Here is a 24,068-nt window from a genome sequence, read left to right as displayed (position 1 = left end):
AGGCCATTATGGCAGATGAAGTGAGTAAGTGGGAACGGGTTTCTCGCCGTTATACGAGAGGACATTAGTCATGATGTCAAAAAGTGGGTATTTCTATACCAATAAGAGTGGTACCACGGGAGTTTAATGCTTTCGTCTCTAACAAATGTGTTAGTGACGGAGGCTTTTTTGATTTCTAGGGAATTATTATGTCTTTCAAATTTTTTAATTTTTAATTTTAAACTTTATTAAATATGAAAAATATGCGGACCGGATTAGTTAACGGGCCCAGAAACTTTTAGGAGGAATTTTTTTATGAAACTTGCGTTTTCAACCCTCGGTTGTCCCGACTTTAGTTGGAACGATATCTATTCCATGGCTAAGGATCTTGGCTTTGATGGCATAGAAATCCGTGGACTAGGTAACGAGATTTTTGCTGTACAGGCACAGCCTTTCACTGAATCCCAGCTTCCACAGACTGTGAAAAAGCTTTCTGAGTTACGTCTTGAAATTCCATGTTTATCTTCCGGATGCTGCTTGAAGTACGCTGAAAATGCCGAGAAAAACCATGAAGAGATTATGCATTACATCATGTTGGCTTCCAAACTTGGTACGCCTTATATCCGTATTTTAGCTGATGCAGAGCCGGGACCAAACGGCGAAGTTGATGATAGTATTGTTCTTGCTGCACTGCAAAGACTTATTCCAGCGGCGGAAGAACATGGTGTGACATTGTTGGTAGAAACGAATGGAGTATATTCGGACACTGAACGCCTCTGTAAACTTCTAAACCAGGTGGCAAGTGACGCTGTTGCCGCATTGTGGGATATGCATCATCCTTACAGGTTTGCAGGTGAGAAACCTGGAAAGACTGTACAAAACCTTGGTGCTTATATTAAGTATGTTCATATCAAGGATTCGGTAATGGAAGACGGTAAACCTAAATATCGCATGATGGGAGAAGGGGATTTACCTATCGATGAAATGATGAGGGCATTGCGTTCAATTAACTACGAAGGATATGTTTCGCTTGAATGGGTTAAACGCTGGGCAGCTGATCTTGATGATGCCGGTGTTGTGTTCCCTAATTTTGCTAACTATATGAGTCGCTATACTGAAGAAAGTGCTGTAAAAGGCCGTCTTTTCGACAATAATGCAAAGACAGGAAAATATGTTTGGGAAAAGGACACACTTATTGACCTCACATTTCCACAAGTGCTTGATAGAATGGTAGATGAGTTTCCAGATCAGTATGCATTCAGATATACAACATTGGATTATACCAGAACCTATTCAGAATTCCGTGATGATGTTGATAGGTTTGCACGTACCCTCATTGCACTGGGTGTGAAGCAGGGAGATCATGTTGCTATTTGGGCAACCAATGTTCCACAATGGTTTATTACGTTCTGGGCAGCTACAAAGATAGGGGCTGTGCTTGTAACTGTAAATACTGCTTACAAGATATATGAGGCAGAATACCTCCTTCGTCAATCAGATACCCATACACTTGTTATGATTGATGGCTACAAGGATTCAGACTATGTCGGTATCATTAAGGAGCTTTGTCCGGAGCTTGAAACTGCTGAAGCAGGCAAACCTCTATATTTAAAGAGATTGCCTTTCCTGCGTAATATAATTACTGTAGACTCAAGGCAGAAAGGTTGCCTTACATGGGAAGAAGCTAATGCTATGGCTGAAAGAGTCCCCATTGAGGAGGTCTACCGCCGTGCACTTTCCATAAACAGGCACGATGTGTGTAATATGCAGTACACTTCAGGAACCACTGGGTTCCCTAAGGGTGTTATGCTTACCCATTATAATGTTGTAAACAATGGTAAGAATATTGGGGATTGTATGGATCTTTCAACTGCTGACCGTATGATGATCCATGTACCGATGTTTCACTGCTTCGGTATGGTGCTTGCAATGACAGCTTCAATGACCCATGGTGTTACCATGTCTCCTATACCGTATTTTTCTCCCAAGCAATCCCTTGAATGTATTAATAAAGAAAAGATCACTGCATTCCATGGTGTTCCAACTATGTTTATCGCAATGCTTGAGCATGAGGATTTTCCAAAGACAGATTTCTCTAATATGAGAACAGGTATAATGGCAGGAAGCCCATGCCCAGTAAAGGTTATGCAGGATGTAGTTGACAAAATGAACATGAATGAGATTACAATAGTGTTTGGACAGACAGAATCTTCACCTGGCTGTACCCAGAGCCGTGTTCATGACTCAATTGAGCTCCGAGTCAATACTGTAGGACGTGCACTTCCAGGAGTTGAATGTAAAATTGTTGATCCTGAAACAGGAAAAGATTTACCGCCTAACACAGATGGCGAATTTGTTGCCCGCGGTTACAATATTATGAAGGGTTATTACAAGATGCCCGAGGCAACTGCAGCAGCAATTGATGAAGATGGATGGCTCCATACCGGGGATTTGGCAAGATGTGATGAAAATGGATACTACAAAATTACCGGCCGTATAAAGGATATGATTATTCGAGGCGGGGAGAACATTTATCCCAAGGAGATTGAAGATTTCATATATACACATCCAAAAGTTAAGGACGTTCAAGTTATTGGGGTGCCTGATAAGCAATATGGCGAAGAAATTATGGCATGCGTCATACTTAAGGAAGGTGAAAACCTCACTGTTGATGAGCTTAAGGATTACATCCGCTCGCACATGGCGAAGCATAAAACACCTCGGTACATTGATTTTGTAACAGAGTTTCCGATGAATGCTGCAGGTAAGATTATGAAGTATAAAATGCGTGAACAAGCGGTTGAAAAGCTTGGACTACAAGCAGATAGCAGTATTGTTACTGCATGATGGAATAATAGATGAGCGGGGGAGCTTGGCTCCCCTGCTCATTTAGGTTGCAATATCGCTTCGTGATTTTGTTCTTATTTAGGAATTCTGAGACTTAAAACCTTAGAGAAGCCTCAGTGAGTCTTACGATATCAATACTGGAACTTCTATTTACTATTGCATAATAGTAGCCATTGCCAAAAGCCAGTTTTTTTGGTGCTAGTACAGCCACAGTGCTGCTTCCCGATGGCACATATCCATGGCAGTTATAACCGGAAGGAAGGCTCTTATCGGAGGTTGTTGCTCCATCAATCTCTGTTTTAGTTTCAAAGTATGGTTGGTAATAATCTATACCAACAATTTTGGAGTTATTTACATATGCAAAACCTCCTCTTTCAGTATATGACGTTTGATATTCTTTCATAAAACTCAAGCTTTTGTTGCTGGCAAAGTATTTATATTCTTTTATTTTATAACCATAATTTTTGCCTGGTGTGCTAAGATAAATATATAATGCTGGTTCGTAGTTGCCGCTTGGGCCCATTTCTCAGTTAATTCTTCCATTAATTGCATAAACAGTTGAAACACCTGTTGGATAAGAAATATAATTGGAACTTTCATTCATGCAGTTAAAGTAAATTCTTTTTGAATCATTATCAGAAGCAATTACACCAAAATCATTGCCTGTGTAATCAATGTTTTCAGCAACATTAACCTTACCTGTTATTATTAAGCTGAAACTGCCGGAGTTATATTCATAAAAGAACTTTCTGTGGCTGCGATGTCATTGATTTTGGCTGTGCTGACATATTGTTTTACCTGAGTGCCGTCATTATATGGGTAGCTTTCGTATAATGCATGAGAGTTAAAACTGAATGAAGACAAAACTGCTGTTAAAGCAAGTGAAACAACAAAATTTCTTTTGCTAAAGATTCTTGTAATCATAATTATCATCCTTTCAATAAATAATATTATGGTAGGCTATTATTTCATAAATAGGACTAAATTTAGTGCTAATGTATGAACAAGATCTTGTTTACATTTTTAGTATAGCATTAAGAAAATTTTTACAATAGTACGAAGAATTTTAATACTTGCCTTATATAACGAAATATGTTAAAACTCAAAAGCTTAAATAATTCCCAAATTGCACACTGATACATATATTAATATTGCAGTGAAGAGGCTGCAATATTAACCTAATGGAGGGGATTATTATGTCTCAGGGCAAAACTAAGGACCTTTTTCCGGGAGGGAATACATCTCTTGGTTTTTTTAGCTATTACAGCAACATTATGACTCAGGAAGAGGCTAATAGAATTTTTGTGATCAAGGGTGGACCTGGTGTTGGAAAATCCACGTTCATGAAAAAAATAGGGGCACAAATGCAAAGCAGAGGTTATGATGTGGAATATTTGCATTGTTCATCCGACAATAACTCATTGGACGGAGTTAAAATTCCTGAGCTCAAAATTGTGTTTGTTGACGGTACTGCACCACACATAGTAGATCCCAAAAACCCTGGAGCAGTGGATGAAATCCTGAATTTCGGGGATTTTTGGAATGAAGAGGGCATACGTGCAAACAAGGACAAAATTATCAGGACCAATAACGAGATAGGGTACATATTTTCAAGAGCATATAAGTATTTAAAGGCTGCTTATTCAATTTATGAGGGAAGTGCAGGGATTTATTCTGAGGCACTTAATAAAGGAGAAGTGAATAAATTAACTGATAAGCTTATCAGTGACTTGTTTAATGGCGTTCCAGTGGGGGGAAATGGAAAGCTTAGGAGCATGTTTGCAAGTGCTATGACTCCTGATGGCCTTTGTAATTATCTGGATACTATATTGACGACTGAAAAGGTTTATGAAATTAAAGGTGATTTGGGAACCGGTGAGGATAAGATCCTTGAAAAGGTCAAGACGGCTGCAATAGAGAGAGGTTACTATGTTGAAGCTTATTATTGTGCATTAAACCCTTACAAGCTTGACCATCTGGTTATTCCGGACATGAACTTGGCATTTACTACAACCAACAGCTATCATGATTCATCAGTGAAGAAGTTTGTTGTCATTGATATACTGTCTTATATGGACAAAGATATATTGATGCATTATAAGGGTGATCTGGATCAAAATCTCAAGGATTTCGAGCACCTTTTGTCTAATGGCCTTCAAACCATCAAGAGGGCAAAGGCTTTACACGATGAACTTGAAACTTATTTTGTGCCTAATATAAGATTCGATGAAATTGATAAGTTTTACGAAAAAATATTAGCTAGAATTAAGTCATAGGCAGAGTATGATGTATGCCAAAGGGGACTTACCTTAAAATAAGTCCCCTAAATTCATGTCCGAAGATAGTATGGTATATCAGTTCGACTGCATAAATTCCTCGGCTAATTTAAGTGCCTCATCCATAGGCATGTAATAGCCCCTGAATGTATCGAGGGTGTATACAATATTGGATTTTTCCCATAGCAAAAAGCTGCGTTCACTTATTTTGGGCTTAACAGACAGATCAGGTTGACCTATGTTGCTATCTGATTTTAAAGGGTACTCCGGATATAGGGTTTTTACCCAAAGTGCATCAATACTGCCGACTTTAACTTTTTGAAACTGAGCACCGTCATATATTTTTTTAAATTCAGATAGTGTAAAGGTTTGAGATGTATTAATAAATAACACTTCTTTATCTGATTTTTTATACGCTCCGGATGCATTTCTTGCTGCACCATAGCCCATTAGTTTATTTAGAGTGTTATCATCTTCTAGTGCGTCAAACATATCCTTTTGGAGTTTTTGTGCTGTCCCGTAATCTACCGGACTTTTAAGCTGAACTCCCATGCTTTTGTTCTCAAGTTCGAAGAAACCGCCTAAATACTTCGGAAAAGTCACAGTATATCCAATTTTTTTACTGATTTCTCCATCGCTTTTATCGGTATTTCTAGAAACGGCTGCTCCGGTAAATGCTTTATCTACAGGAACTTCAACTATCTTCAGCTTATTATCTACCACTTGAATGCCAAAAATGGTTTTTATAGATTGTATAGCCTCTGCTGCTAGTGCTCTTGCCTGTGCAGAAGAAATAAATGTCAGTGTGGTAAAAATCAAAATAAGACATGCTGCCAAAGAAAAATATTTTTTAAAACCAAGCTGTGTATATTGTTTATGGTCTTTCATGCTTTGGACTGAGACGGCTTCAATATCTTCTGCAATTTTATTAAAGATGTTACCTGCATTTGAGACTTCTTTTACTTCATCATTAAGCACATCTTTTATTATATTATCAATGTTATTTTTCATTTAATCCCAACTCCTTTCTGTTATTTACTGTTTCTTTTTTAAAGGAATTTCCAAGCTCTTTTTCCAAAAGCTTTCTTGCCTTATGCAGCCTTGATTTAACGGTGCCTTGAAACAGGTCCAGTATTTTTGCAATTTCCTTAGTTGTCAACTCATTGAAATAGTATAGTATAACAATAGTTTTTAATGTAGGTGGAAGCTTTTTTACAGCATCTCGCACAATCAGACGGTCATGGCTGATATCAGCAAAGCTTTCAATCCTGGAAGAGTCACAGGTAATATCTTTCTGCTCGGAGTCTGTATTCTTTAAATCAATATGGCTCTTATGCTTTGTAGCCATTCTCCATCCTACTCTCACGAGAATTCTATAAAACCAGATATTGAAAATATCCGGATTTTTAAGTTTCTTGATTTGGTAATAACATATGACAAAGGCCTCCTGAACAATATCCTCTGCAATGTTCCTGCTGCCTCCTATCAAATAGGCGGTTCCCATGGCTTTATATCTATATAATTCATATAGCTTTTCAAAACTGCCTAAATCACCCAGCTGACAGCGATTTATCAATTCCCTTTGGTCCGTACGGTCCATTCCATCATCTCCTTGTGATTTTCGTGTCTAGGAAACTAAGGTGTATTCTGCACCATAGTAGAGCTCTATATATAAGAGACAATCAAATATTAAAACGGTTCATGTATTATAGCATTATTTATACATTTATGAGATAATAATAAAATAACATCCTAATTTTATCATTATTATACATGTTTTGGGGGTAATTTTATGAGTAGAGCACTTGTTTTATATTTTTCAGGCACTAATAACACTAAATATATTGCCGAAATGTTTAAAAAATGTTTTGAAAACAGAAATATCCAGACAGATGTTTATGATATCTTAAAATATAATGAGGATAATAATATTAAATATGACTATCTGGTTGCAGGATCGCCAATATATATTGAACTTTATCCAAAAATATTTATTGATAACATAAAAGGGAAAATTGATAAAAGCACGAAGATCAAATCTATTTTCTTTGCTACACAGGCTGCAAAATCCTTAACTCCAAGCTTCAATGAAGTATGTAATTATTTTAAAAACACTGAAGTTGAAATAACTCAAACAGATTTTTTCCGAATGCCAAATAATTTTTATAATTTTCTGTTTACCAAAACACCTATTTCTCAATACGAAACTTTAAGAAATAATGCAACTGAGAAAGTAGAATTAATAGTGGATAAATTCTTATCAGGGGATAGGAATATTATGAAAGTATCCAATATAAGGTACTACCTTACAAAGATAACTTATATATTATGTAGTAAGTTTTATATACCAGCAGTTGCAAGAAAAGTATCCATTAATAAAGAAAAGTGTGTGAAATGCAGGATATGTGAAAAGAATTGCCCTACCAATAGTTTAAAGATAGATAATAAACCTCCAATTTCTAAAGGTTGTACCATGTGTCAGAAGTGCATGAATAACTGTCCTGAAAATGCGTTTATATATAAAGATAGAGAAATTGATATATATGAGCCTATAGAATCAAATTAGGCGAAATTTTCAATTAGAGCAATACTCCTTATTTACATTTTTATTCAATTATCATATAATCATATGTTAATATGATAATGTATTGATAAAGGAGGTATCGGAATTGGATGATTTATTAAACTTATTTGGTATTTTGTCGGATAAAACAAGGCTGCGAATTTTGCTTCTGCTTATGGATAAAGAGCTGTGTGTATGTGAAATATTTGCAGCTCTTCATATGTCACAGCCCAGGGTATCCAGGCAGCTGGCAATACTTAAACAGTCAAAAATAATAAAAGACAGACGTGAGGGAAAATGGATCTATTACAGGATTGACCAAAATGACTATACAAAGAAGCTAATGAGCATCATTTCCCTTTTGCCTGAATGGCTCAGCGATGATCCTGAGTTCAATAATGATAAATCAATGCTTAATAAAATTCCCTCCATGAAAAACAAGCTTTCGAGCTGTCAATGTGTTACGGCTGGAGGTGAAAAGAATGGATAATAAAAGCTGCTGCGGCTCAGATGACAGAGATTCAAAAGCTAAAGAGTTTATAAAGATAAATACTCAAATTAGCATTCCGGGCCAGTTTGGCTCTTTAGCATCGCCTCTTAATAGTAAATCATGTTGCTGCGGAGACGATATAAAAGATTCCATCACAAAAGTATCAACAAAATTGACATTCAAAGATACATTAGGTGGGTGGAAAGCACGCTGGGGAATTAACAGGATGAATTATAAGGTTAATCCTGGAATTTACGCAGTTGGGGACCCTGATAAAAGTTCACCGGTTTTGGTTACTGCAAACTATAAAATGACATTTGATGCATTGAGAAAGGAACTGTCAGGACTTAGTGCGTGGATTATGGTGCTTGATACAAAAGGTATTAATGTCTGGTGTGCTGCCGGAAAGGGAACATTTGGGACAAAAGAGCTCATAACACGGATTGGTAAGATCAGGCTAAATGATATTGTGGCACACAGAACGTTGATATTGCCCCAATTGGGGGCACCCGGCATTAGTGCCCATGAGGTTACAAAAAGTACGGGGTTTAAAATAGTCTATGGGCCTGTAAGGGCAACTGACATTAAAGAATTTATTCGTTCAGGAATGAAGGCTACTGGGGAAATGCGAACAGTCAAATTCAGCACTTATGACCGGTTGGTATTAACACCAATGGAATTGGTACCTACTTTCAAGGTTTCTATGATTGTTTTTGGGATACTATTTCTTCTGAATCTAATTGCAGCTAAACCTTTTGGAATGGTTGATTTTTATGGGTATGCAGGTGCTGTAATCACTGGTTGCGTACTTGCTCCTGTTCTGCTTCCATGGATTCCGGGAAAAGCATTTGCATGGAAGGGATGGCTTTTGGGATTTCTATGGGCTATTGCAGTAAATATAATTAATGGATGGCCGCAGTTACCTTCCTACAGCTTGGTAAGGGCTTTAGGGTATATGTTGATTCTACCGGCAGTATCTTCATTTTATGCAATGAATTTTACTGGTTCTTCCACATGCACTTCATTTTCAGGGGTTTTGAAAGAAATGAAGATGGCGATTCCCATCATAATTGCAATGATAGCTTTAGGTGCTGTAATGATTTTACTCAACAGCTTTATAGGGCTTTAAGGAGGAGATTATGAAAAATAGATATTTGAAAAATGTATCAACATTGAAATTAAAAACTGATAAATGCACTGGCTGCGGCAGATGCCTGGAGGTCTGTCCCCATGAAGTATTTGAATTGGAAAATGGAAAGTCCCATATTATCGACAGGGATGCTTGTATGGAGTGCGGTGCGTGTGCGAAGAATTGCCCTTTAACGCAATAGATGTAAAGCCGGGCGTTGGTTGTGCATATGCTATAATTATGGGCTGGCTGACCGGTACAGAGCCCAGCTGTGACTGTTCTGGCGGCAGCAGCAGTGGATGCTGCTAATCCTTTCGTATTGATTATTGATTTTATCATACCAGAAATCAATAAAGACAGGTATATGTCAAAATGAATGTTTGTTTTAATATATTCTTGAAATAATACAAATTAGGGAATATTATATTTATACAAGACTTTCACATATCTGGGAATGGAGGGGTTTGTTTGAATAGAGATATACAAACACTTATTGATTTAATATCATCCTCAAGTAACATTGTTGCTTTTACCGGTGCTGGTGTTTCAACCGAGAGCGGCATACCTGATTTCAGGTCATCGGCAGGAATTTTCCAAATGGATGGAGGTGGATTTCCTCCGGAAGTCATCTTAAGCAAGACTTTTTTTGATAAATATCCCGATAAGTTTTTTGAATTCTATAAAAAGTTTATGGTATACAGTGATGTAAAACCCAATCAATGCCACTTAGCTCTAGCAAAGCTTGAGGATGCCGGAAAGCTGAAAGCTGTGGTAACACAAAATATAGATAATCTCCATACAATTGCCGGATCAAAAAATGTAATTGAACTTCATGGAAATGCCAATAAGAATTATTGCGTAAAGTGTAATAAAAAATATGATGCACAGTATGTATTGAATTCCATAGCTGTTCCCAAATGTGACTCCTGTGGTGATATTGTAAGACCTGATGTTGTCTTGTATGAGGAGATGCTTGATCAGGAGAAGCTCTATAATGCCAAGTGCCATATAAGAGATGCGGACATGGTCATTGTAATCGGCACAAGTCTTGTTGTCTATCCTGCCGCAAAGCTTATCAAGTACTTTGAAGGTGACAAACTTGTGATAATTAATATGGCTGACACGCCGTTTGACGCAAGTGCCATGATTCTTTTGCGGCAAAAGGCTGGGGAAGTGATGAAACAGGTTGTCGAAGGTTTGAAATTATAAGAAGAATAGCTATCAAAGAACTATGGCATAATAAAAATGCATGTGAAAAAGCTTTGGCACTAACAGGTATGAGAACCAAGCGAAAAGGATTGAAAGAGTTTTATAAGGAGAACGATTTAATATGATAAAAAAGTTTGATTTTGATAAATTCAAAAGCCCTTATGGAAAGGCAAAAAGAACTGAGCTTGGTGAGAGTCTGGCGAAGCTTCAGAGATTGGTGAAGAGTAAAAAAGTGCCTGTGCTTATTATTATTGATGGGTGGGAATCATCAGGCAAGGGCTATGTGCTCAATGACCTGATCAGAGAATTGGACCCTAGATCCTACAAGGTTAGTGTATTTGAAAAGCCTAAAGATGAGGAAAAAGAAAGGTCATTTCTCTGGAGGTTTTGGAGTAAAATACCAAAGAAAGGTGATATAGCTATTTATGACCGAAGTTTTTATTATAAGGTCATGAGTCAACTTAATATAGAGCCGGATGAACTTAAAAGAGATATAAAAGACATAAGTTCAATAGAAAAGCAATTAATTGATGATGGCACAATAATAATTAAATACTTTTTACACATTAAGGAAAAGACTCAGAAAGATAGGATTCATGAGCTAAGAGAACACAAATACAGCGAGTTTATGGTGACACACAGGGATATAGAGCAAAATGATTATTATGAGGATTTTTGCAATCATTTTGATAATATATTAAAGCTTTCCAGCTTTAAATACAGCAGGTGGAACATAATTTCGGGAGAGAACCTGAAAACTGCATCAAAAGCCATATTGGGCACTACTATTGATTTGATCCAGGAAGGATTGGAAAGGCTCGAGGCAAAAGGTGATAACTGTCGCGAGTATATAAGGAAATATGAAGTAAAAGCCAGGCCGCTTAATAATGTTGATTTGAGCCTTACAATTAAGCAGGATTATTACGAAAGTAAATTAAAAAAGCTGCAGAAGGAGGCACAAAAGGTCGCATATAAATTATATACAAAAGGTATACCCGGTCTTATTGTTTTTGAAGGTATGGATGCCAGCGGCAAAGGTGGAGCAATTCAAAGGCTTACCGGATACATGGATCCCAGAGGGTATTGTGTTATACCTACTTCAGCACCTGATGAAACAGAGAGACAATATCACTATCTCTGGAGGTTTTACAGGGATTTTCCTGCCAAAGGCAACATTACAATATTCGATAGAAGCTGGTACGGAAGAGTGTTGGTTGAACGGATTGAAGGATTTGCAGATGTTCGGGAATGGGATAGGGCTTATGAAGAAATTAATCACATGGAAAAACATTTGCACAATTTCGGAACATTTATTATAAAGTTTTTAATTTATATAGACAAAGATGAGCAGCTTAGACGCTTTAAGGATAGGGAGAAAGAATCGGATAAAGCATACAAAATTACATCTGAGGACTGGCGTAACAGGGAAAAATGGGATTCATATATAGAGGCTATGAATGAAATGCTTGTGCGGACCGATACTGAATACGCACCGTGGATCATAGTAGAAGGACAGGATAAGAAGTATGCCCGTATAAAAGTGCTGCAGGAGTTCATAAAGCATGCCAAGAGCTACCTGGATTAAATATTAATCACTTTTAATCCGAAACGTTAATCTTGTATAATCGCTGTGCTTGTCATTACTGATACTTGGCACCTAATGACAGGGGTTTTTGTGTTTTTAGATTAAGGCTAAATGTTGGTAATATTTTGCCCACTACTTCATTAAGATTATTTTTTAACACAGGATTATACCAATGCTTTAAGGAATTAAATTCATGATTACTCAGTATACCCAGTTCTTTTAATGTATGTATAACAACAGGGTAAATTGCTCTCTCATTCCCATCAGCTATCTTTATGCAAATACCAAGGCTGCCTTCCTTTATCCCAATGCAATATACTGCTTCAGAGCCTACTTTACCAATTAATTTATTCTTTGTTATCTTCATCAGCTCAGTGCAAAATTCATTGTCTCCTGCAACCATATCGGGAAATTGTGTCATGGAATCAAATACAGTTTTACATGCGTGATAATAAGGGCTTTCTTCGGTTTGTGAATGCATAACCAGCCTTGCATAAGACAGGGCGATTTTATTCATCGACATGAGGTATATTGGTGCGCCACAGCCATCAATACCTGTTGGGATGGAGTTTGGGTCTTCATCAGTAAATGCGGCAACTGTTTTGATAATTTCCTGCTGGATCGGGTTTTTAATACTTTCATAATCATCAATACTAAAACCTCTAAATTTTGCCAGAGCCAGCATTGCAGAGTGTTTGCCTGAGCAGCTGCAGTGAAAGACTGAAGGTGATTTCCCTGATGATATAAGCTTCTTATTCTCATCATCATTGTAGGGTGTCATAATGCCGCAGTGCAGGTTTGATTCATTAAGATCCAGTTTATTCAGGATGCCTTCCACGGTTTCCTGGTGAATTTTTTGCCCGCTGTGTGAGGCACATGCTATAGCGATTTCCTTGTTTGAAAAGTTAAATTCATGTGCGGCACCTGACTGTATGAGTGGTATTGCTTGAATAGGTTTTGCGGATGAGCGCAGGAATATTTTAGTGTTAAGGTCTCCTAAATTGTACAGTACATGACTGGATGAGTTTACAACACATATATACCCATAATGTATGCTTTCAATATAACCATCTCTTGTAACTATTGCTAATGGTTCCATGGATTTTCACCTTCGAATTCAAATTTATCACCTATCTGAAAGGTGCGGCCTTCTTTGGTTAAGTCAAATACAGGTACAGTATACCCTACAATTATGCCTTTATGATTTTTGACAGGCGGATATGACCACATTCTAAGTTTTCCCATAGCCTCATCATTTAAGACTTCAAGTTGGTCCAAAATATGTGTAGTAACAGGGTAGACCCCACGCTCGTTTCCATCAGAAATTTTAATACAAATCCCAAGCTGCTTTTCCGGCACTGCAACACAATATATGCCCTCAGCACCTACCTTGCCTATTACCTTGCCATCTGAATGCATAATCAGATCGGTACAGAATTCCTTATCGCCATTAACCATACGAGGAAAACTGGACATGGCTTTCTGAATAACCCCGAATGCATCGTTATATTTTCCTGTACCGTTAGAGCCCTGAGCTAAGAGTGAATATAAGAAAGAGATTTGGTGTATTGCAATCATATAGGTAGGAACATTGCACCCATCTATACCTGTTGTTATATCATCCTTATTGCAGTCTAAAAGCTCTGCAAAAGTTTTCAGTATAAGCTGTTGTACAGGATGGTTTTGTTCTGTATAGCCTTCGATAGGAAAGTTATAGTGTTTGCACAGAGCCAGCATGCCGGCATGTTTGCCGGAACAGCAGTTATACAGCTGTGAAGGGCGTTCGCCGTTTTTTATAAGCTGGTTTATTATATCCTGGTTATATGGATTAGCCACACCGCAGCTCAAATTTTCTTCACTTAATCCCACTTTGTTTAAAATGGAGCTTACGGCTTCTCTGTGAAAGTCTTCGCCGCTGTGGGATGAGCATATTATTGCCAACTCCTCGAGAGTAATGCTAAACTTTTCTATAGCACCTGAGTTTACAAGGGCAACCGCCTGTATGGGCTTGGCTGATGATCGGAAATACACTTTAGTATCAGGGTTTCCTATGTGATATTTAATCTTTTTCTGTGAATCAGTTATGCAGACATAACCTTTATGTATGCTCTCAACACGATTTGTCCTTGTAAGTACCACTAATGGATGCATTTTTCACCTCAGGGTTACAATTCATTTCATTAACACTTAATTTAGTATAACCGATTATATACACTAAAATGCATGAGTGGTATTTATAACAACAAAAAAGCTGCCGATTAATTTTCAGCAGCTTCTAAAAGTTTACACTTTCAAATTATAAGCTTCTTAGGAAGTTACTACTTCCTGAGTTTTTTAACCCAGATGTTCATATCCTCAAAACCTCCACAAATATGGCAGTTGTTCACAAGTCTTCCTCCGTACTTGTAATTAAGGTTTGATAAAGCCTTATTAATCCCAGGATTAATTGCCCTTGAAAGACTGTATAGTGTAAAGAAGCCTTTCTTTTTAAGGTCACATTCCAAACTATGGATAAGATTGGTTAATATTCCTCTACCTCTATGTTCAGGGTATGTGGCACAGTCTGTAACTTCAGCATTCATGTTATTAGCATCCATATCAGCAGAAGCAATACTGATTATTCTTCCATTCTCAACAGCAACCTTGAATAGTATTTGTTTGTTCATAACAGTCTTTAAATAATCACCGTTAAATACGGGTGAGGGATATGTTTCAAACACATTAAGAAAAAGCTGTATCATTTGAGGAATATCATTTGGCTCCGCATTCCTTATAGTATATTTTAAATTTTTTGTTTCAGAATTTCTTTTCTTTTGAAAAAGACATTGGTAAAGGATTTTATCCTCCTCTTCTTTATTAATATGGACTTCACGGTCCTTGTCTAAAAAATAGGATACACAATATGCGTCTTCTCCGTTAAAATAACCGTTGATTACACCTTCTATACTAAAACCGCAGTTTCTAAAGTTTTTTAAAATTTTGATCCGGCTGTTGGAGATAATCTTTCCGAGGTTTTCACATTTTGCAAGATTTACAATAGATAATATAATATCATCGGAAATTGTAGCATAATCAATAATTTTCAGCCTTTCATTAGTATAATCAATATATACCTTAACCCTTTTATTACGGTATAATAATTATCTTTTCTTTTAAGCTCTGCTGAATTCATGATACTTTTCCCTCCTATTCACACGTACATTGCTGCGGGGAATAAGGCAAACTTTTTCTTCCCGGAACAATTTTTCAAGGCCGCGATATTCTCTGTTTTTATATTTTTCACAAAGTCCGCAATTGTGGCATTGGTGTGATTTATCTTGCGGTTCTGCATAGGTGCATATGACGCCTTCAAAGTTTCTCAGTATTACTTTTTCCGATGACTGGGAAATAAGATACTGAGGGTTTACCGGGATTTTTCCGCCGCCACCTGGAGCATCAACTACAAATGTAGGCACTGCGAATCCCGAGGTATGCCCTCTAAGCATTTCAATTATTTCAATACCCACTGATACAGGTGTTCTAAAATGTTCAATTCCTTCAGAAAGATCACACTGATAAAGGTAATAAGGCCTTACCCTATTTTTCACAAGTCCCTGCACAAGAGTTTTCATTATATATGGACAGTCGTTGATATTCTTTAACAGCACCGACTGGTTTCCTAATGGGATGCCTGCATCGGAAAGCATTGCACATGCTTTAAGTGCTTCCTTTGTAAGTTCCTTGGGATGATTGAAATGGGTGTTTATCCAAATTGGATGGAACCTCTTTAGCATATCGCAAAGCTCTTGTGTTATTCTCTGAGGCATGACAACAGGCGTCCTTGTACCAAGTCTTATGACCTCTACATGTGGGATAGCCCTAAGGCTCTCTAAGATGTATTCAAGCCTCTTATCCGATATACATAGGGCGTCGCCTCCAGAGAGTAGTACATCGCGTATTTCATTGTTATTTTTTATATATTCAATCGCTCTTTTTATATTATGCAATGACAGTTCCTTGTCATCATGCCCTGCAAATCTTCTTCGTGTACAGTGACGGCAGTACATGGAGCATTGGTTTGTAACAAGGATCAGAGCACGATCCGGGTAACGGTGTGTCAAACCAGGAACAGGGGAATCGATTGATTCATGCAGCGGGTCGCAGCTGTCGCATTTTGATACCTTTGTTTCGTGTATTGTAGGAACCGCCTGTTTCCTTACAGGACAACTGCTGTCGTCAGGGTCCATCAACATTGCATAATATGGGGTGATTGCCATCCTTAGTTTCTCAAGACTTAATTTTACTCCGTTACGTTCCTCTTCGGTAAGGTTAATAACCTGTTCCAATTCTTCTACTGTGGTAATTCTATTAGAAAGCTGCCATCTCCAGTCTTCCCATTGATCTTTGGTTATGTCCTTCCATAATCCAATTTGATGGTAATGTCTATTCATAGCAAAATTCCTTTCCCACTAGATATTTAGAATATTATAGCTGCATTTGCAACTAGAGGATCTGCAATTCTTTTTTATTTAGGAATACTGTATAGCGTTCTTTAAAGGAGCTGTTTTCATTTTCAAGATAGTCTCCCAATACTTTTTTTAGATTAAGCACATCACTCATTTCGAAGTATCCAACTTTTCCTTTAGCGAATCTGACTGCTTGAAGTGCACCAAGGGCAAAAGCTTTTCTGGAGAAAGATTCATGAGAAATTTCTATCTTATCATCATCCCCGATTATCATTACTTCATGCTTTCCAACAACTCCTCCGGCTCTTACTGCTGTGATGGGTATTTCTATATTTTCGCTCAGATTTCCCGAAGCCTTTATGCCCTTTTCTATTTCAACAGCAATTTTTTTTGCAGTACCCGATGGGGCATCCTTTTTGTGTTTGTGGTGAATTTCTGTAATTTGAAAGTCATAGCTATTTAATATGTTGGATGCCAAATTTGCAAGAAGCATAAGTACGTTTACGCCCAAGGTGATATTTGGTGCATAAACAATAGCATTCCTATGTTTAGTAGCAAGTACAAGGAGCTTTTTCAGCCCAATTTTGGAAAAACCGGTTGTACCGATTATGATATTTACTTTCATTCTTGAAAACACCTTAGCGTTTTTTAATGCTGCTTCCGGGCTTGAAAAGTCAACAACTACGTCGGGTCTAGTCCTGAAAATCACTTGTTCCAGATTGTCTGAGCTTTCTATGATAATTCCTGTACTGCTGCTGCCAGTCACTTCGCCTAAGTCCCTACCCTTTTTGTCACTGTTTGGACTGCAAATTGCTGAGACAAGCTTTATATCTTGTTGTTCCATTAAAACCTTGGCTATTTCCTTACCTGTTTTTCCAAGTCCTGATATGCAAACTCTAATCATAATTATTTACCTCCGTTATAATTTTTCAACTAATCTAAAGTGAATAAACTGCGTAAGTATAAGTATTGTTAAAATAAAAAACGCTACGGAGAAGTATCCATAGCGTATGCTAAAATTGGGTTTACCAAATACAGGGCACGATTAAAGCATATCAATCACCTTCTCTTCCAACGCTTACGAGATTAGCTGACGGATTCGGGTCGAAAGAGCTTAACCCTACCGGACATGCCGGACTCACCCCATAAATTGGTTCTCCCGCTCCATTTTTATATTAAAAGTTCTATTAATCTTACTACTGTAAAAGATTAATTACTTTTAACATGGATTCAGCGAAGCTAAATATTCAATTATATTCATATATATAGTATATAAAAAGGGTGAAAAACTTATACGCTATTTATGCTAATATAAGCTTCCCACCCCAGAAGCCTGTTATCTTGAAATGGCGTTTTAGCCATCCAACCGTGTAATTCATAATAAAAGTATTACTTTATTTGCTGTACTTTTTAAATAAATCGTCCAATGCTTCACGAAGCAAAAAGGCTTCGGTTTTTTCTGTTTCTTTAGATAATTCGGAAAGTCTGTCAACCTGTGTTTTCGTAAAATAACTGGATTTTAATACCATGCTTTCAACTTCAGACAAGCAAACCTTATTCTTGCCCAACTTTTTTGCTCTGAACATGGCACTATCGGCAACCCTAAACAACTCTATTGGATTTTTTGAATCTCTTGGATAGCTTGCAATTCCACAGCTAACAGTTATATAAACATTCTCAGTTTTGTTTTTATCACTAAGACTAAATGTGTTATCAGATAGGTAACGCCGTATTTCTTCCATTTCCATAAAACTTCTTTCAGAACCTTTTTTTACAAGAAGTATGTTTAACTCATCGCCATGTCGTGTTATCAAGTCAATGCTTGAAAGGTTCTGCCTGAATACTGATATCAATTTCTTAATTACTTCGTCGCCAATTGGGTAACCATATATTTTATTGATATTCTCAAAATTATCTACATCTGCTACTGCAATACTAAAAGGCCCATCTCCATTAGTAATTAATTCTTCAACTCTTGCAATAAACTCTTCCTTTGTAACCAAAATGTTTTCCATATATACTATCTCCCGTATATATTATTGTATCAAATTCATATATATATGTCAATATAAATATTTGCGAGTATATAAAATTTATTTATATGAATATATATTATTTATTAACATGAATATGTATTAACGATTTATATAATACTATAATAAAAAGGTAAGAAAAAAATCGCTTGCGATTTTGCAACCGTGGTTGTTGTCGTGAGAATTGTGGTGAGAATACACCATAACTTCCTAGACATAATAAACCACTAAAAAAATAACAGCACTTTTTTACAAAAAATTTTTGTAGAATTATTGTAGTTTCCGAAATATGTTGTTATAATGAATAAAATTACTGTGAAATAAAAATAGAGAAAGTAGGATTTAAAATGGGAAAGAACAGATCAAAAGTAGCAATTATTGGTGCCGGCTTTGTAGGTGCATCAGCAGCATTCGCATTATCGCTTAATCAAATAGTCAGTGAATTGGTTTTGATTGACGTGGCTAAAGATAAGGCTGCAGGCGAAGCTATGGATATTAATCATGGACTTTCATTCTTAGGACAGATGAAGGTTTATGACGGAGATTATTCCGACTGTGCAGATTGTGATGTAATAGTTATTACAGCAGGAGCAAATCGTAAGCCAGGTGAAACGCGTATTGACCTTGCTAAGAAAAATGTAGCAATCGCAAAGGAAATAACAAGCAATATCATGAAGTACTATACCCGTGGAGTTATCCTTGTGGTAGCAAACCCTGTAGACATTCTTACCTATAAGATACAAAACTGGTCAGGATTGCCGGCAGGAAAAGTATTGGGAACAGGTACAGTTCTTGATAGTTCAAGATTCAGATATTTGCTGAGTGAAAAGCTTGATGTGGATGTTAGAAATGTTCACGGATATATTATTGGTGAACACGGCGATTCACAGCTGCCTCTTTGGAGTGCAACTCACATCGCAGGAAAGAACATTAACGAATATTTTGCTGATCCTAAATATGGCATTAATGAGGCTGACAAGGATGCTATTTTGAAGGATGTTAAAACTGCAGGTGCTGAAATTATCAAGAGAAAAGGTGCTACATATTATGCCATCGCGGTTACTATAAACACTATTCTTGAATCATTGCTTAAAGATCAGAATACAATAAGAACAGTAAGCTCAGTTATTAATGGCAATTATGGTATAGAAGGCGTTGCACTAAGTCTCCCATCAATAGTTGACTCAAATGGAGTTAAGAGTATTGTTGATTTGAAGTTGGCAGATGATGAAGTTGAAGCGTTAAAGTATTCAGCTGAACAATTGAGGATTGTTTTAAATGAAGTAAAAGATATTTAATGGATATATAAAGTGTGCTATAATTTTATAGTCCTAATAGGCACAATCAACATATTTGTAAGGAGAGGAATTAAATGGATTACAGAAAAGAGTCGTTAAGACTGCATGGAGAATGGAAGGGAAAAATTGAAGTAATCAGTACTGTACCTGTTAAAAACAAAGAGGATCTTTCTCTTGCATATACACCAGGTGTTGCTGAGCCATGTTTGGCAATTTCAAAGGATGTAGATCTTTCATACCAGTATACAAGAAGAGGTAATCTTGTTGCTGTTGTTACTGATGGTACTGCAGTTCTGGGATTGGGAGACATAGGACCTGAAGCAGGAATGCCTGTTATGGAAGGTAAATGCGTACTGTTTAAAACATTTGGAGATGTAGATGCGTTTCCGCTTTGCGTACGTACAAAGAGCGTTGATGAAATCGTAAACGTTGTTAAACTTCTTGCTGGTAGCTTTGGCGGAATTAACCTGGAAGATATTTCAGCACCAAGGTGCTTTGAAATTGAAAGACGTTTAAAAGAGGAATGCGATATTCCTATTTTCCACGATGACCAGCATGGTACTGCCATTGTTACATTGGCTGCTATGATAAATGCATTAAAGCTTACTAAAAAGAGCATGAAGGATATAGAAGTTGTAGTTAACGGTTCCGGAGCTGCTGGTATAGCGATTACAAAGCTTCTTATGGCAATGGGACTTGAGAAGGTTATCCTTTGCGATACAAAGGGTGCTATATATGAAGGAAGAGATAACCTGAATACAGAAAAGGCAGAAATGGCTAAAATTTCAAACCTTCACAAAAAGAAGGGGCTTTTGAAGGATGTTATTGTAGGTGCTGACGTATTTATAGGAGTATCTGCAGCTGGCATGCTTACAAAGGAAATGGTTAAGACTATGGCTAAAGATCCTATTATCTTTGCTATGGCAAACCCAACGCCTGAGATAATGCCTGATGAAGCTATGGAAGCAGGTTGTAAGGTTATGGGAACAGGTCGTTCAGATTTCCCGAACCAGATCAATAACGTTCTTGCATTCCCAGGTATTTTCAGAGGTGCATTAGATGTAAGGGCAAGTGACATCAATGATGCAATGAAGATTGCTGCGGCAGAGGCTATTGCTTCTATGGTATCTGATGAAGAATTAAGACCTGATTATGTTATTCCAGCTCCTTTTGATCCAAGAGTAGGTAAAAGTGTTGCAGCTGCTGTAGCTGAGGCTGCTAAGAAAACTGGAGTTAACAGAATATAATAAATATCATAACTTAATTCGTTAAGTTGTGATTTAGTTTGTTAAATTAATGTCATTATATGAGTTTAAATGCCCCATAGAATAGACTATAAAAGTTTATTCCATGGGGCATTTAAACTTGCGTAATTTTTTGTTGTTTTATGCTCAATTGACATTAGGGTTGACTTTAGTGTATAATGAACATAGTTCATTTAAGAGAAGGTGATTTTATGCCAAAAACATTAATCAATATTAAAGAAGATATATTGATGGTGGCAAGGCAATTGCTGCATGAAGAAGGTTATGGGAGGCTGAATATACGGACAATTGCTGCAAAATGCGGTATTGCAACCGGAACGCTTTATAACTATTATAAGTCCAAGCAGGAAATTGTTGGAGAGATAATGAGGATGGAATGGTGCATGATGGTCCGCAGAGTTGACCAGGCTGTAAAGTCTGATGGTCACTTAATGGATAAGCTTGGTATAATTTACAACGAATTAAGAACGATGATGGACAATGTTCATAATGTTTGGTTTGATACTTCGAATATTGATATGAGTAAAAATGAATTAAACAGTATTAAAAGCCACAAGGATGAGCTTTTAAAAGGCTTGTCGGATAAAATTTTAATTCTTATAAAGGATAGTGAGCGAAATAAGGACTATGAATTGATTGCAGATGTAATATGCAAGCTGTTTGTTTTGTACGGATACGAAGGAAAAGTTGAATTTGCACGGCTGCAAGATATCATTAAATCAATGTTGGTATAATCTATATAATTATATTATTGAAAAAAAACTATATATAAACTTACTTACTTAATATTTAATAATAAAGATATTTAATTATAAAGGGAGCAGTGACATATGGAGAAAATTAAAAAAACTAATCTAGGTATGATTATGGCTGTTTACTTGTCAGGCATATTTATGGGAGCAATTGACACTGGGATTGTAACCCCTGCCAGGACAGTAATTCAAAATAACCTTATGGTTGATGACAAGACTGGAATATGGATGATTACCATCTATACACTGGCTTATGCAGCAAGCATTCCAATAATGGGGAAGATGGCTGATAAATATGGCAGAAAATATATCTATCTTACCAGCATATTTTTATTTGGGCTTGGATCACTGATATGCGGGCTGTCTCAAGATATAGGAAACTTTTCGGTTCTGCTTGCAGGAAGAGTTATACAGGCACTTGGCGGCGGAGGAATAGTTCCTGTTGCTACTGCGGAGTTTGGCACAACATTTCCTCCTGAAAAACGGGGCATGGCTTTAGGACTCATAGGAGGGGTATATGGAATTGCAAATATATTCGGTGCATCAGCGGGTAGTGCAATAATGGACATATTCGGTAAGAATAACTGGCAGTTTATTTTTTATATAAATCTTCCCATTACTCTTTTTATTCTTATTGCAGGCTTTATGTTCCTTTCCAACAATCGCCTTCAGGATGTTAAAAAGACCGATATTTCTGGGATATTGCTGCTGACAGTAATGATATTGTCTTTGATGTATGGACTGAAAAATATAGACTTTTTTGACTTTGTGGCAACTGTTGGGGACTTGGAGGTTTATCCTTTTCTGTTAATTTTTATTGTGCTGCTTCCAATTTTTATTCTGGTTGAAAAGAAAGCAGAAGACCCGGTTATGAACCTGGGGTATTTCACAAATGGCAGAATACTTGTAACATTGATTATTTCATTTGTTGTAGGTATTGTAATGATGGGTATGATTTTTGTGCCTCAGTTTTCAGAAAACTCACTTAAAATTGCATCAGGAAGCGGAGGATATTTTGTCATTATTTTAGGGTTGTTTGCGGGAGTGGGAGCACCCTTATCGGGAAGATTGATTGACAAATTCGGTGCCAAGGCAGTTTTGACAGCAGGTTTTTCTATTTCAATATTGGGTTCGTTATTCCTTATTCTAGTTTCGACTAACTACCCAAACACCATTAATGTTGTTGTAAGCCTTCTTCTTATAGGGCTTGGAATGGGCTTTACAATCGGAGCACCTCTAAACTATATGATGCTTGATAATACTAAAAAAGAGGAATCAACTTCTGCACTTGCAACTCTTTCACTTGTTCGATCAGTAGGAACGGTAATTGGGCCTGCTATTATGATAGGATTTCTGGCACATGCAGGAGCAAACATACAGACAAATGTTATGACTTTGCTTCCAAAGGAAATAACAGCACCTTCGCTTCCGTATGCCAAAGAAATCAGTGATAAAATGGATGCTCTAAAGAAAGACCCGAACATGAAGGGTAAGCTTGCTGATGTGGAGTTACCTGATCTGGATTCTATGACAAAAGTAAAGATTAATATGAGCGGTAATAGCGAATACAAAATTCCAGATGATCTTCTTGAACTTATGAAATCTTCTGATGTAACTACAATTACCGAGAACAGTAAAACCTTTGCCCAAAAGGTGTTTGAGCAAATGACTCCCAAAATAATTACACAAATACAAAGCGGGATACAAAAGGGGATTGATGCCTTAAGCAGCAGCTTGTCGGATATGGAGAAAGCATTGGACGGTATTGAAAAAGGGTATAATGCAATGACTGCTATGGATGTTAAAGCAAAAGAAGAGTATCAAGCAAAAATGAATAATATGTTAAAAACTATGGATTCTATGAAACTTGCTAAAAAGGATATGGAAGATACAATATTCAAGATAAATACAATGAAAGCTGCTGTTCCAGGTGCTTTTAAGACAGCAAATGAGGATTACTTAAGGGAGATTGATAAAATAAGCGAAAAGTTAGAAAGTGAGTTTCAAACCACTCTAAATGAAGGTTTTAAGCAGGTTTATCTAACAGTGTCAATATCTTCATTTATTGCACTTATTATATTGGCTTTTTATAGAAGGAAAAATGGGAAAGTGGAGATGAGTTGACTTATTTATATATAAATTTTGTGTAAAATCAATTTTAAAACGGCCTCAAAGGTTTTAAGCCTCGGAGGCCGCT

At 37.0% G+C, this 24,068-nt stretch carries 21 protein-coding genes, 1 pseudogene, 1 riboswitch and 2 other annotated features (1 of these 25 only partly in view); of the genes and pseudogenes, 12 read left to right on the top strand and 10 right to left on the bottom strand.

From position 1 onward, the window contains the following. Positions 1–143: a binding site (T-box leader), on the top strand; it begins 122 nt to the left of the window's first position. Positions 144–294: 151 nt separating this feature from the next. Then, on the top strand, positions 295–2,826 hold the full coding sequence (locus Bccel_RS22590; RefSeq protein WP_036935609.1) for an AMP-binding protein: 2,532 nt from the start codon (positions 295–297) through the stop codon (positions 2,824–2,826). Between the two features lie 94 nt (positions 2,827–2,920). Here the strand turns inward: Bccel_RS22590 and Bccel_RS22585 are convergent, their stop codons facing one another. Beyond that, a complete protein-coding gene (locus tag Bccel_RS22585; protein ID WP_036935611.1) occupies positions 2,921–3,349 on the bottom strand; it encodes a hypothetical protein in 429 nt (142 codons plus the stop codon). Positions 3,350–3,534: 185 nt separating this feature from the next. Then, positions 3,535–3,750, bottom strand: a complete 216-nt coding sequence (locus Bccel_RS22580) for a hypothetical protein (RefSeq protein WP_036935613.1) — start codon at positions 3,748–3,750, stop codon at positions 3,535–3,537. 272 nt (positions 3,751–4,022) lie between these two features. Between Bccel_RS22580 and Bccel_RS22575 the strand changes: the two genes are divergently transcribed. Further along, positions 4,023–5,102: a PRK06851 family protein gene (locus Bccel_RS22575; RefSeq protein WP_036935615.1), complete on the top strand. Its 1,080-nt coding sequence runs from the start codon at positions 4,023–4,025 to the stop codon at positions 5,100–5,102. A 78-nt stretch (positions 5,103–5,180) separates the two neighbouring features. On the opposite strand, the gene Bccel_RS22570 is transcribed toward Bccel_RS22575, so the two are convergent. Together Bccel_RS22570 and Bccel_RS22565 are read right to left on the bottom strand one after the other, a co-directional pair. Further along, complete coding sequence (locus Bccel_RS22570) at positions 5,181–6,113, bottom strand: DUF4367 domain-containing protein (RefSeq protein WP_036935617.1); 933 nt, start codon at positions 6,111–6,113, stop codon at positions 5,181–5,183. Then, a complete protein-coding gene (locus Bccel_RS22565; RefSeq protein WP_036935619.1) occupies positions 6,103–6,702 on the bottom strand; it encodes an RNA polymerase sigma factor in 600 nt (199 codons plus the stop codon). Before Bccel_RS22565 ends, Bccel_RS22570 begins: the two co-directional genes overlap by 11 nt. A gap of 192 nt (positions 6,703–6,894) precedes the next feature. Here Bccel_RS22565 and Bccel_RS22560 point away from each other — a divergent pair, with 192 nt between their 5' ends. The 6 genes and pseudogenes from Bccel_RS22560 to Bccel_RS22535 all read left to right on the top strand — a co-directional run bounded on the left by Bccel_RS22560 (position 6,895) and on the right by Bccel_RS22535 (position 12,078). After that, complete coding sequence (locus Bccel_RS22560) at positions 6,895–7,668, top strand: EFR1 family ferrodoxin (protein ID WP_036935621.1); 774 nt, start codon at positions 6,895–6,897, stop codon at positions 7,666–7,668. 103 nt (positions 7,669–7,771) lie between these two features. After that, positions 7,772–8,155: an ArsR/SmtB family transcription factor gene (locus Bccel_RS22555; RefSeq protein WP_036935623.1), complete on the top strand. Its 384-nt coding sequence runs from the start codon at positions 7,772–7,774 to the stop codon at positions 8,153–8,155. Then, a complete protein-coding gene (gene hgcA / locus Bccel_RS22550; protein WP_081926702.1) occupies positions 8,148–9,284 on the top strand; it encodes a mercury methylation corrinoid protein HgcA in 1,137 nt (378 codons plus the stop codon). The genes Bccel_RS22555 and hgcA overlap by 8 nt, the downstream gene beginning before the upstream one ends. Positions 9,285–9,294: 10 nt before the next feature. Continuing rightward, positions 9,295–9,593, top strand: a pseudogene (hgcB, locus tag Bccel_RS22545) (mercury methylation ferredoxin HgcB). Positions 9,594–9,752: 159 nt separating this feature from the next. Next, positions 9,753–10,493: an NAD-dependent protein deacylase gene (locus Bccel_RS22540; protein ID WP_036935627.1), complete on the top strand. Its 741-nt coding sequence runs from the start codon at positions 9,753–9,755 to the stop codon at positions 10,491–10,493. Positions 10,494–10,614: 121 nt separating this feature from the next. After that, positions 10,615–12,078 (top strand): hypothetical protein, encoded by a 1,464-nt coding sequence (locus tag Bccel_RS22535; protein ID WP_036935629.1) that lies wholly within the window; start codon positions 10,615–10,617, stop codon positions 12,076–12,078. 55 nt (positions 12,079–12,133) lie between these two features. Here Bccel_RS22535 and Bccel_RS22530 read toward each other — a convergent pair whose 3' ends face one another. The 6 genes from Bccel_RS22530 to Bccel_RS22505 all read right to left on the bottom strand — a co-directional run bounded on the left by Bccel_RS22530 (position 12,134) and on the right by Bccel_RS22505 (position 18,538). Continuing rightward, on the bottom strand, positions 12,134–13,177 hold the full coding sequence (locus tag Bccel_RS22530; RefSeq protein ID WP_036935631.1) for an asparaginase: 1,044 nt from the start codon (positions 13,175–13,177) through the stop codon (positions 12,134–12,136). Then, positions 13,165–14,229, bottom strand: coding sequence for an asparaginase (locus tag Bccel_RS22525; protein ID WP_036935634.1), 1,065 nt, complete (start codon positions 14,227–14,229; stop codon positions 13,165–13,167). The genes Bccel_RS22530 and Bccel_RS22525 overlap by 13 nt, the downstream gene beginning before the upstream one ends. Before the next feature lie 167 nt (positions 14,230–14,396). Then, the gene (ablB, locus tag Bccel_RS22520; RefSeq protein WP_338053634.1) at positions 14,397–15,140 is read right to left on the bottom strand and encodes a putative beta-lysine N-acetyltransferase; all 744 of its coding nucleotides are present in this window, start codon (positions 15,138–15,140) and stop codon (positions 14,397–14,399) included. Positions 15,141–15,230: 90 nt separating this feature from the next. Further along, positions 15,231–16,508 (bottom strand): lysine 2,3-aminomutase, encoded by a 1,278-nt coding sequence (gene kamA, locus Bccel_RS22515; RefSeq protein ID WP_036935638.1) that lies wholly within the window; start codon positions 16,506–16,508, stop codon positions 15,231–15,233. A gap of 52 nt (positions 16,509–16,560) precedes the next feature. Further along, the gene (dapB, locus tag Bccel_RS22510) at positions 16,561–17,427 is read right to left on the bottom strand and encodes a 4-hydroxy-tetrahydrodipicolinate reductase (RefSeq protein WP_036935640.1); all 867 of its coding nucleotides are present in this window, start codon (positions 17,425–17,427) and stop codon (positions 16,561–16,563) included. A 155-nt stretch (positions 17,428–17,582) separates the two neighbouring features. Further along, a riboswitch (cyclic di-AMP (ydaO/yuaA leader) is annotated at positions 17,583–17,715 on the bottom strand. Between the two features lie 122 nt (positions 17,716–17,837). Further along, positions 17,838–17,891: a sequence feature (sodium ion sensor (DUF1646 type); this cis-regulatory element may regulate processes involved in with the transportation of sodium ions), on the bottom strand. Between the two features lie 26 nt (positions 17,892–17,917). Then, positions 17,918–18,538 (bottom strand): diguanylate cyclase, encoded by a 621-nt coding sequence (locus tag Bccel_RS22505; RefSeq protein WP_036935641.1) that lies wholly within the window; start codon positions 18,536–18,538, stop codon positions 17,918–17,920. A 365-nt stretch (positions 18,539–18,903) separates the two neighbouring features. On the opposite strand from Bccel_RS22505, the gene Bccel_RS22500 reads away from it, so the two are divergent. The 4 genes from Bccel_RS22500 (at position 18,904) to Bccel_RS22485 (ending at position 23,995) form a co-directional block, all read left to right on the top strand. Continuing rightward, entirely contained in the window at positions 18,904–19,854 is a 951-nt protein-coding gene (locus tag Bccel_RS22500; RefSeq protein ID WP_036935643.1) for an L-lactate dehydrogenase, read from the top strand. A 74-nt stretch (positions 19,855–19,928) separates the two neighbouring features. Beyond that, entirely contained in the window at positions 19,929–21,101 is a 1,173-nt protein-coding gene (locus Bccel_RS22495; RefSeq protein WP_036935645.1) for an NAD(P)-dependent malic enzyme, read from the top strand. 209 nt (positions 21,102–21,310) lie between these two features. Continuing rightward, positions 21,311–21,853, top strand: coding sequence for a TetR/AcrR family transcriptional regulator (locus tag Bccel_RS22490; RefSeq protein ID WP_050753745.1), 543 nt, complete (start codon positions 21,311–21,313; stop codon positions 21,851–21,853). Positions 21,854–21,949: 96 nt separating this feature from the next. Next, entirely contained in the window at positions 21,950–23,995 is a 2,046-nt protein-coding gene (locus tag Bccel_RS22485; RefSeq protein WP_036935647.1) for an MFS transporter, read from the top strand. Positions 23,996–24,068 lie beyond the last annotated feature (73 nt).

It is taken from the genome of Pseudobacteroides cellulosolvens ATCC 35603 = DSM 2933, from assembly GCF_001262605.1.
Taxonomy (GTDB): Bacteria; Bacillota; Clostridia; order Acetivibrionales; family DSM-2933; genus Pseudobacteroides; species Pseudobacteroides cellulosolvens.
This window is presented reverse-complemented; position numbering and strand designations above follow the sequence as displayed.

Excerpts from the sequence above, each read along its gene's own strand:
- Bccel_RS22590 (WP_036935609.1), top strand. The coding sequence starts at position 295 with ATGAAACTTGCGTTTTCAACCCTCGGTTGTCCCGACTTTAGTTGGAAC.
- Bccel_RS22585 (WP_036935611.1), bottom strand. The coding sequence starts at position 3,349 with ATGGGCCCAAGCGGCAACTACGAACCAGCATTATATATTTATCTTAGC.
- Bccel_RS22580 (WP_036935613.1), bottom strand. The coding sequence starts at position 3,750 with ATGATTACAAGAATCTTTAGCAAAAGAAATTTTGTTGTTTCACTTGCT.
- Bccel_RS22575 (WP_036935615.1), top strand. The coding sequence starts at position 4,023 with ATGTCTCAGGGCAAAACTAAGGACCTTTTTCCGGGAGGGAATACATCT.
- Bccel_RS22570 (WP_036935617.1), bottom strand. The coding sequence starts at position 6,113 with ATGAAAAATAACATTGATAATATAATAAAAGATGTGCTTAATGATGAA.
- Bccel_RS22565 (WP_036935619.1), bottom strand. The coding sequence starts at position 6,702 with ATGGACCGTACGGACCAAAGGGAATTGATAAATCGCTGTCAGCTGGGT.
- Bccel_RS22560 (WP_036935621.1), top strand. The coding sequence starts at position 6,895 with ATGAGTAGAGCACTTGTTTTATATTTTTCAGGCACTAATAACACTAAA.
- hgcA (WP_081926702.1), top strand. The coding sequence starts at position 8,148 with ATGGATAATAAAAGCTGCTGCGGCTCAGATGACAGAGATTCAAAAGCT.
- Bccel_RS22535 (WP_036935629.1), top strand. The coding sequence starts at position 10,615 with ATGATAAAAAAGTTTGATTTTGATAAATTCAAAAGCCCTTATGGAAAG.
- Bccel_RS22530 (WP_036935631.1), bottom strand. The coding sequence starts at position 13,177 with ATGGAACCATTAGCAATAGTTACAAGAGATGGTTATATTGAAAGCATA.
- Bccel_RS22525 (WP_036935634.1), bottom strand. The coding sequence starts at position 14,229 with ATGCATCCATTAGTGGTACTTACAAGGACAAATCGTGTTGAGAGCATA.
- kamA (WP_036935638.1), bottom strand. The coding sequence starts at position 16,508 with ATGAATAGACATTACCATCAAATTGGATTATGGAAGGACATAACCAAA.
- dapB (WP_036935640.1), bottom strand. The coding sequence starts at position 17,427 with ATGATTAGAGTTTGCATATCAGGACTTGGAAAAACAGGTAAGGAAATA.
- Bccel_RS22505 (WP_036935641.1), bottom strand. The coding sequence starts at position 18,538 with ATGGAAAACATTTTGGTTACAAAGGAAGAGTTTATTGCAAGAGTTGAA.
- Bccel_RS22500 (WP_036935643.1), top strand. The coding sequence starts at position 18,904 with ATGGGAAAGAACAGATCAAAAGTAGCAATTATTGGTGCCGGCTTTGTA.
- Bccel_RS22495 (WP_036935645.1), top strand. The coding sequence starts at position 19,929 with ATGGATTACAGAAAAGAGTCGTTAAGACTGCATGGAGAATGGAAGGGA.
- Bccel_RS22490 (WP_050753745.1), top strand. The coding sequence starts at position 21,311 with ATGCCAAAAACATTAATCAATATTAAAGAAGATATATTGATGGTGGCA.
- Bccel_RS22485 (WP_036935647.1), top strand. The coding sequence starts at position 21,950 with ATGGAGAAAATTAAAAAAACTAATCTAGGTATGATTATGGCTGTTTAC.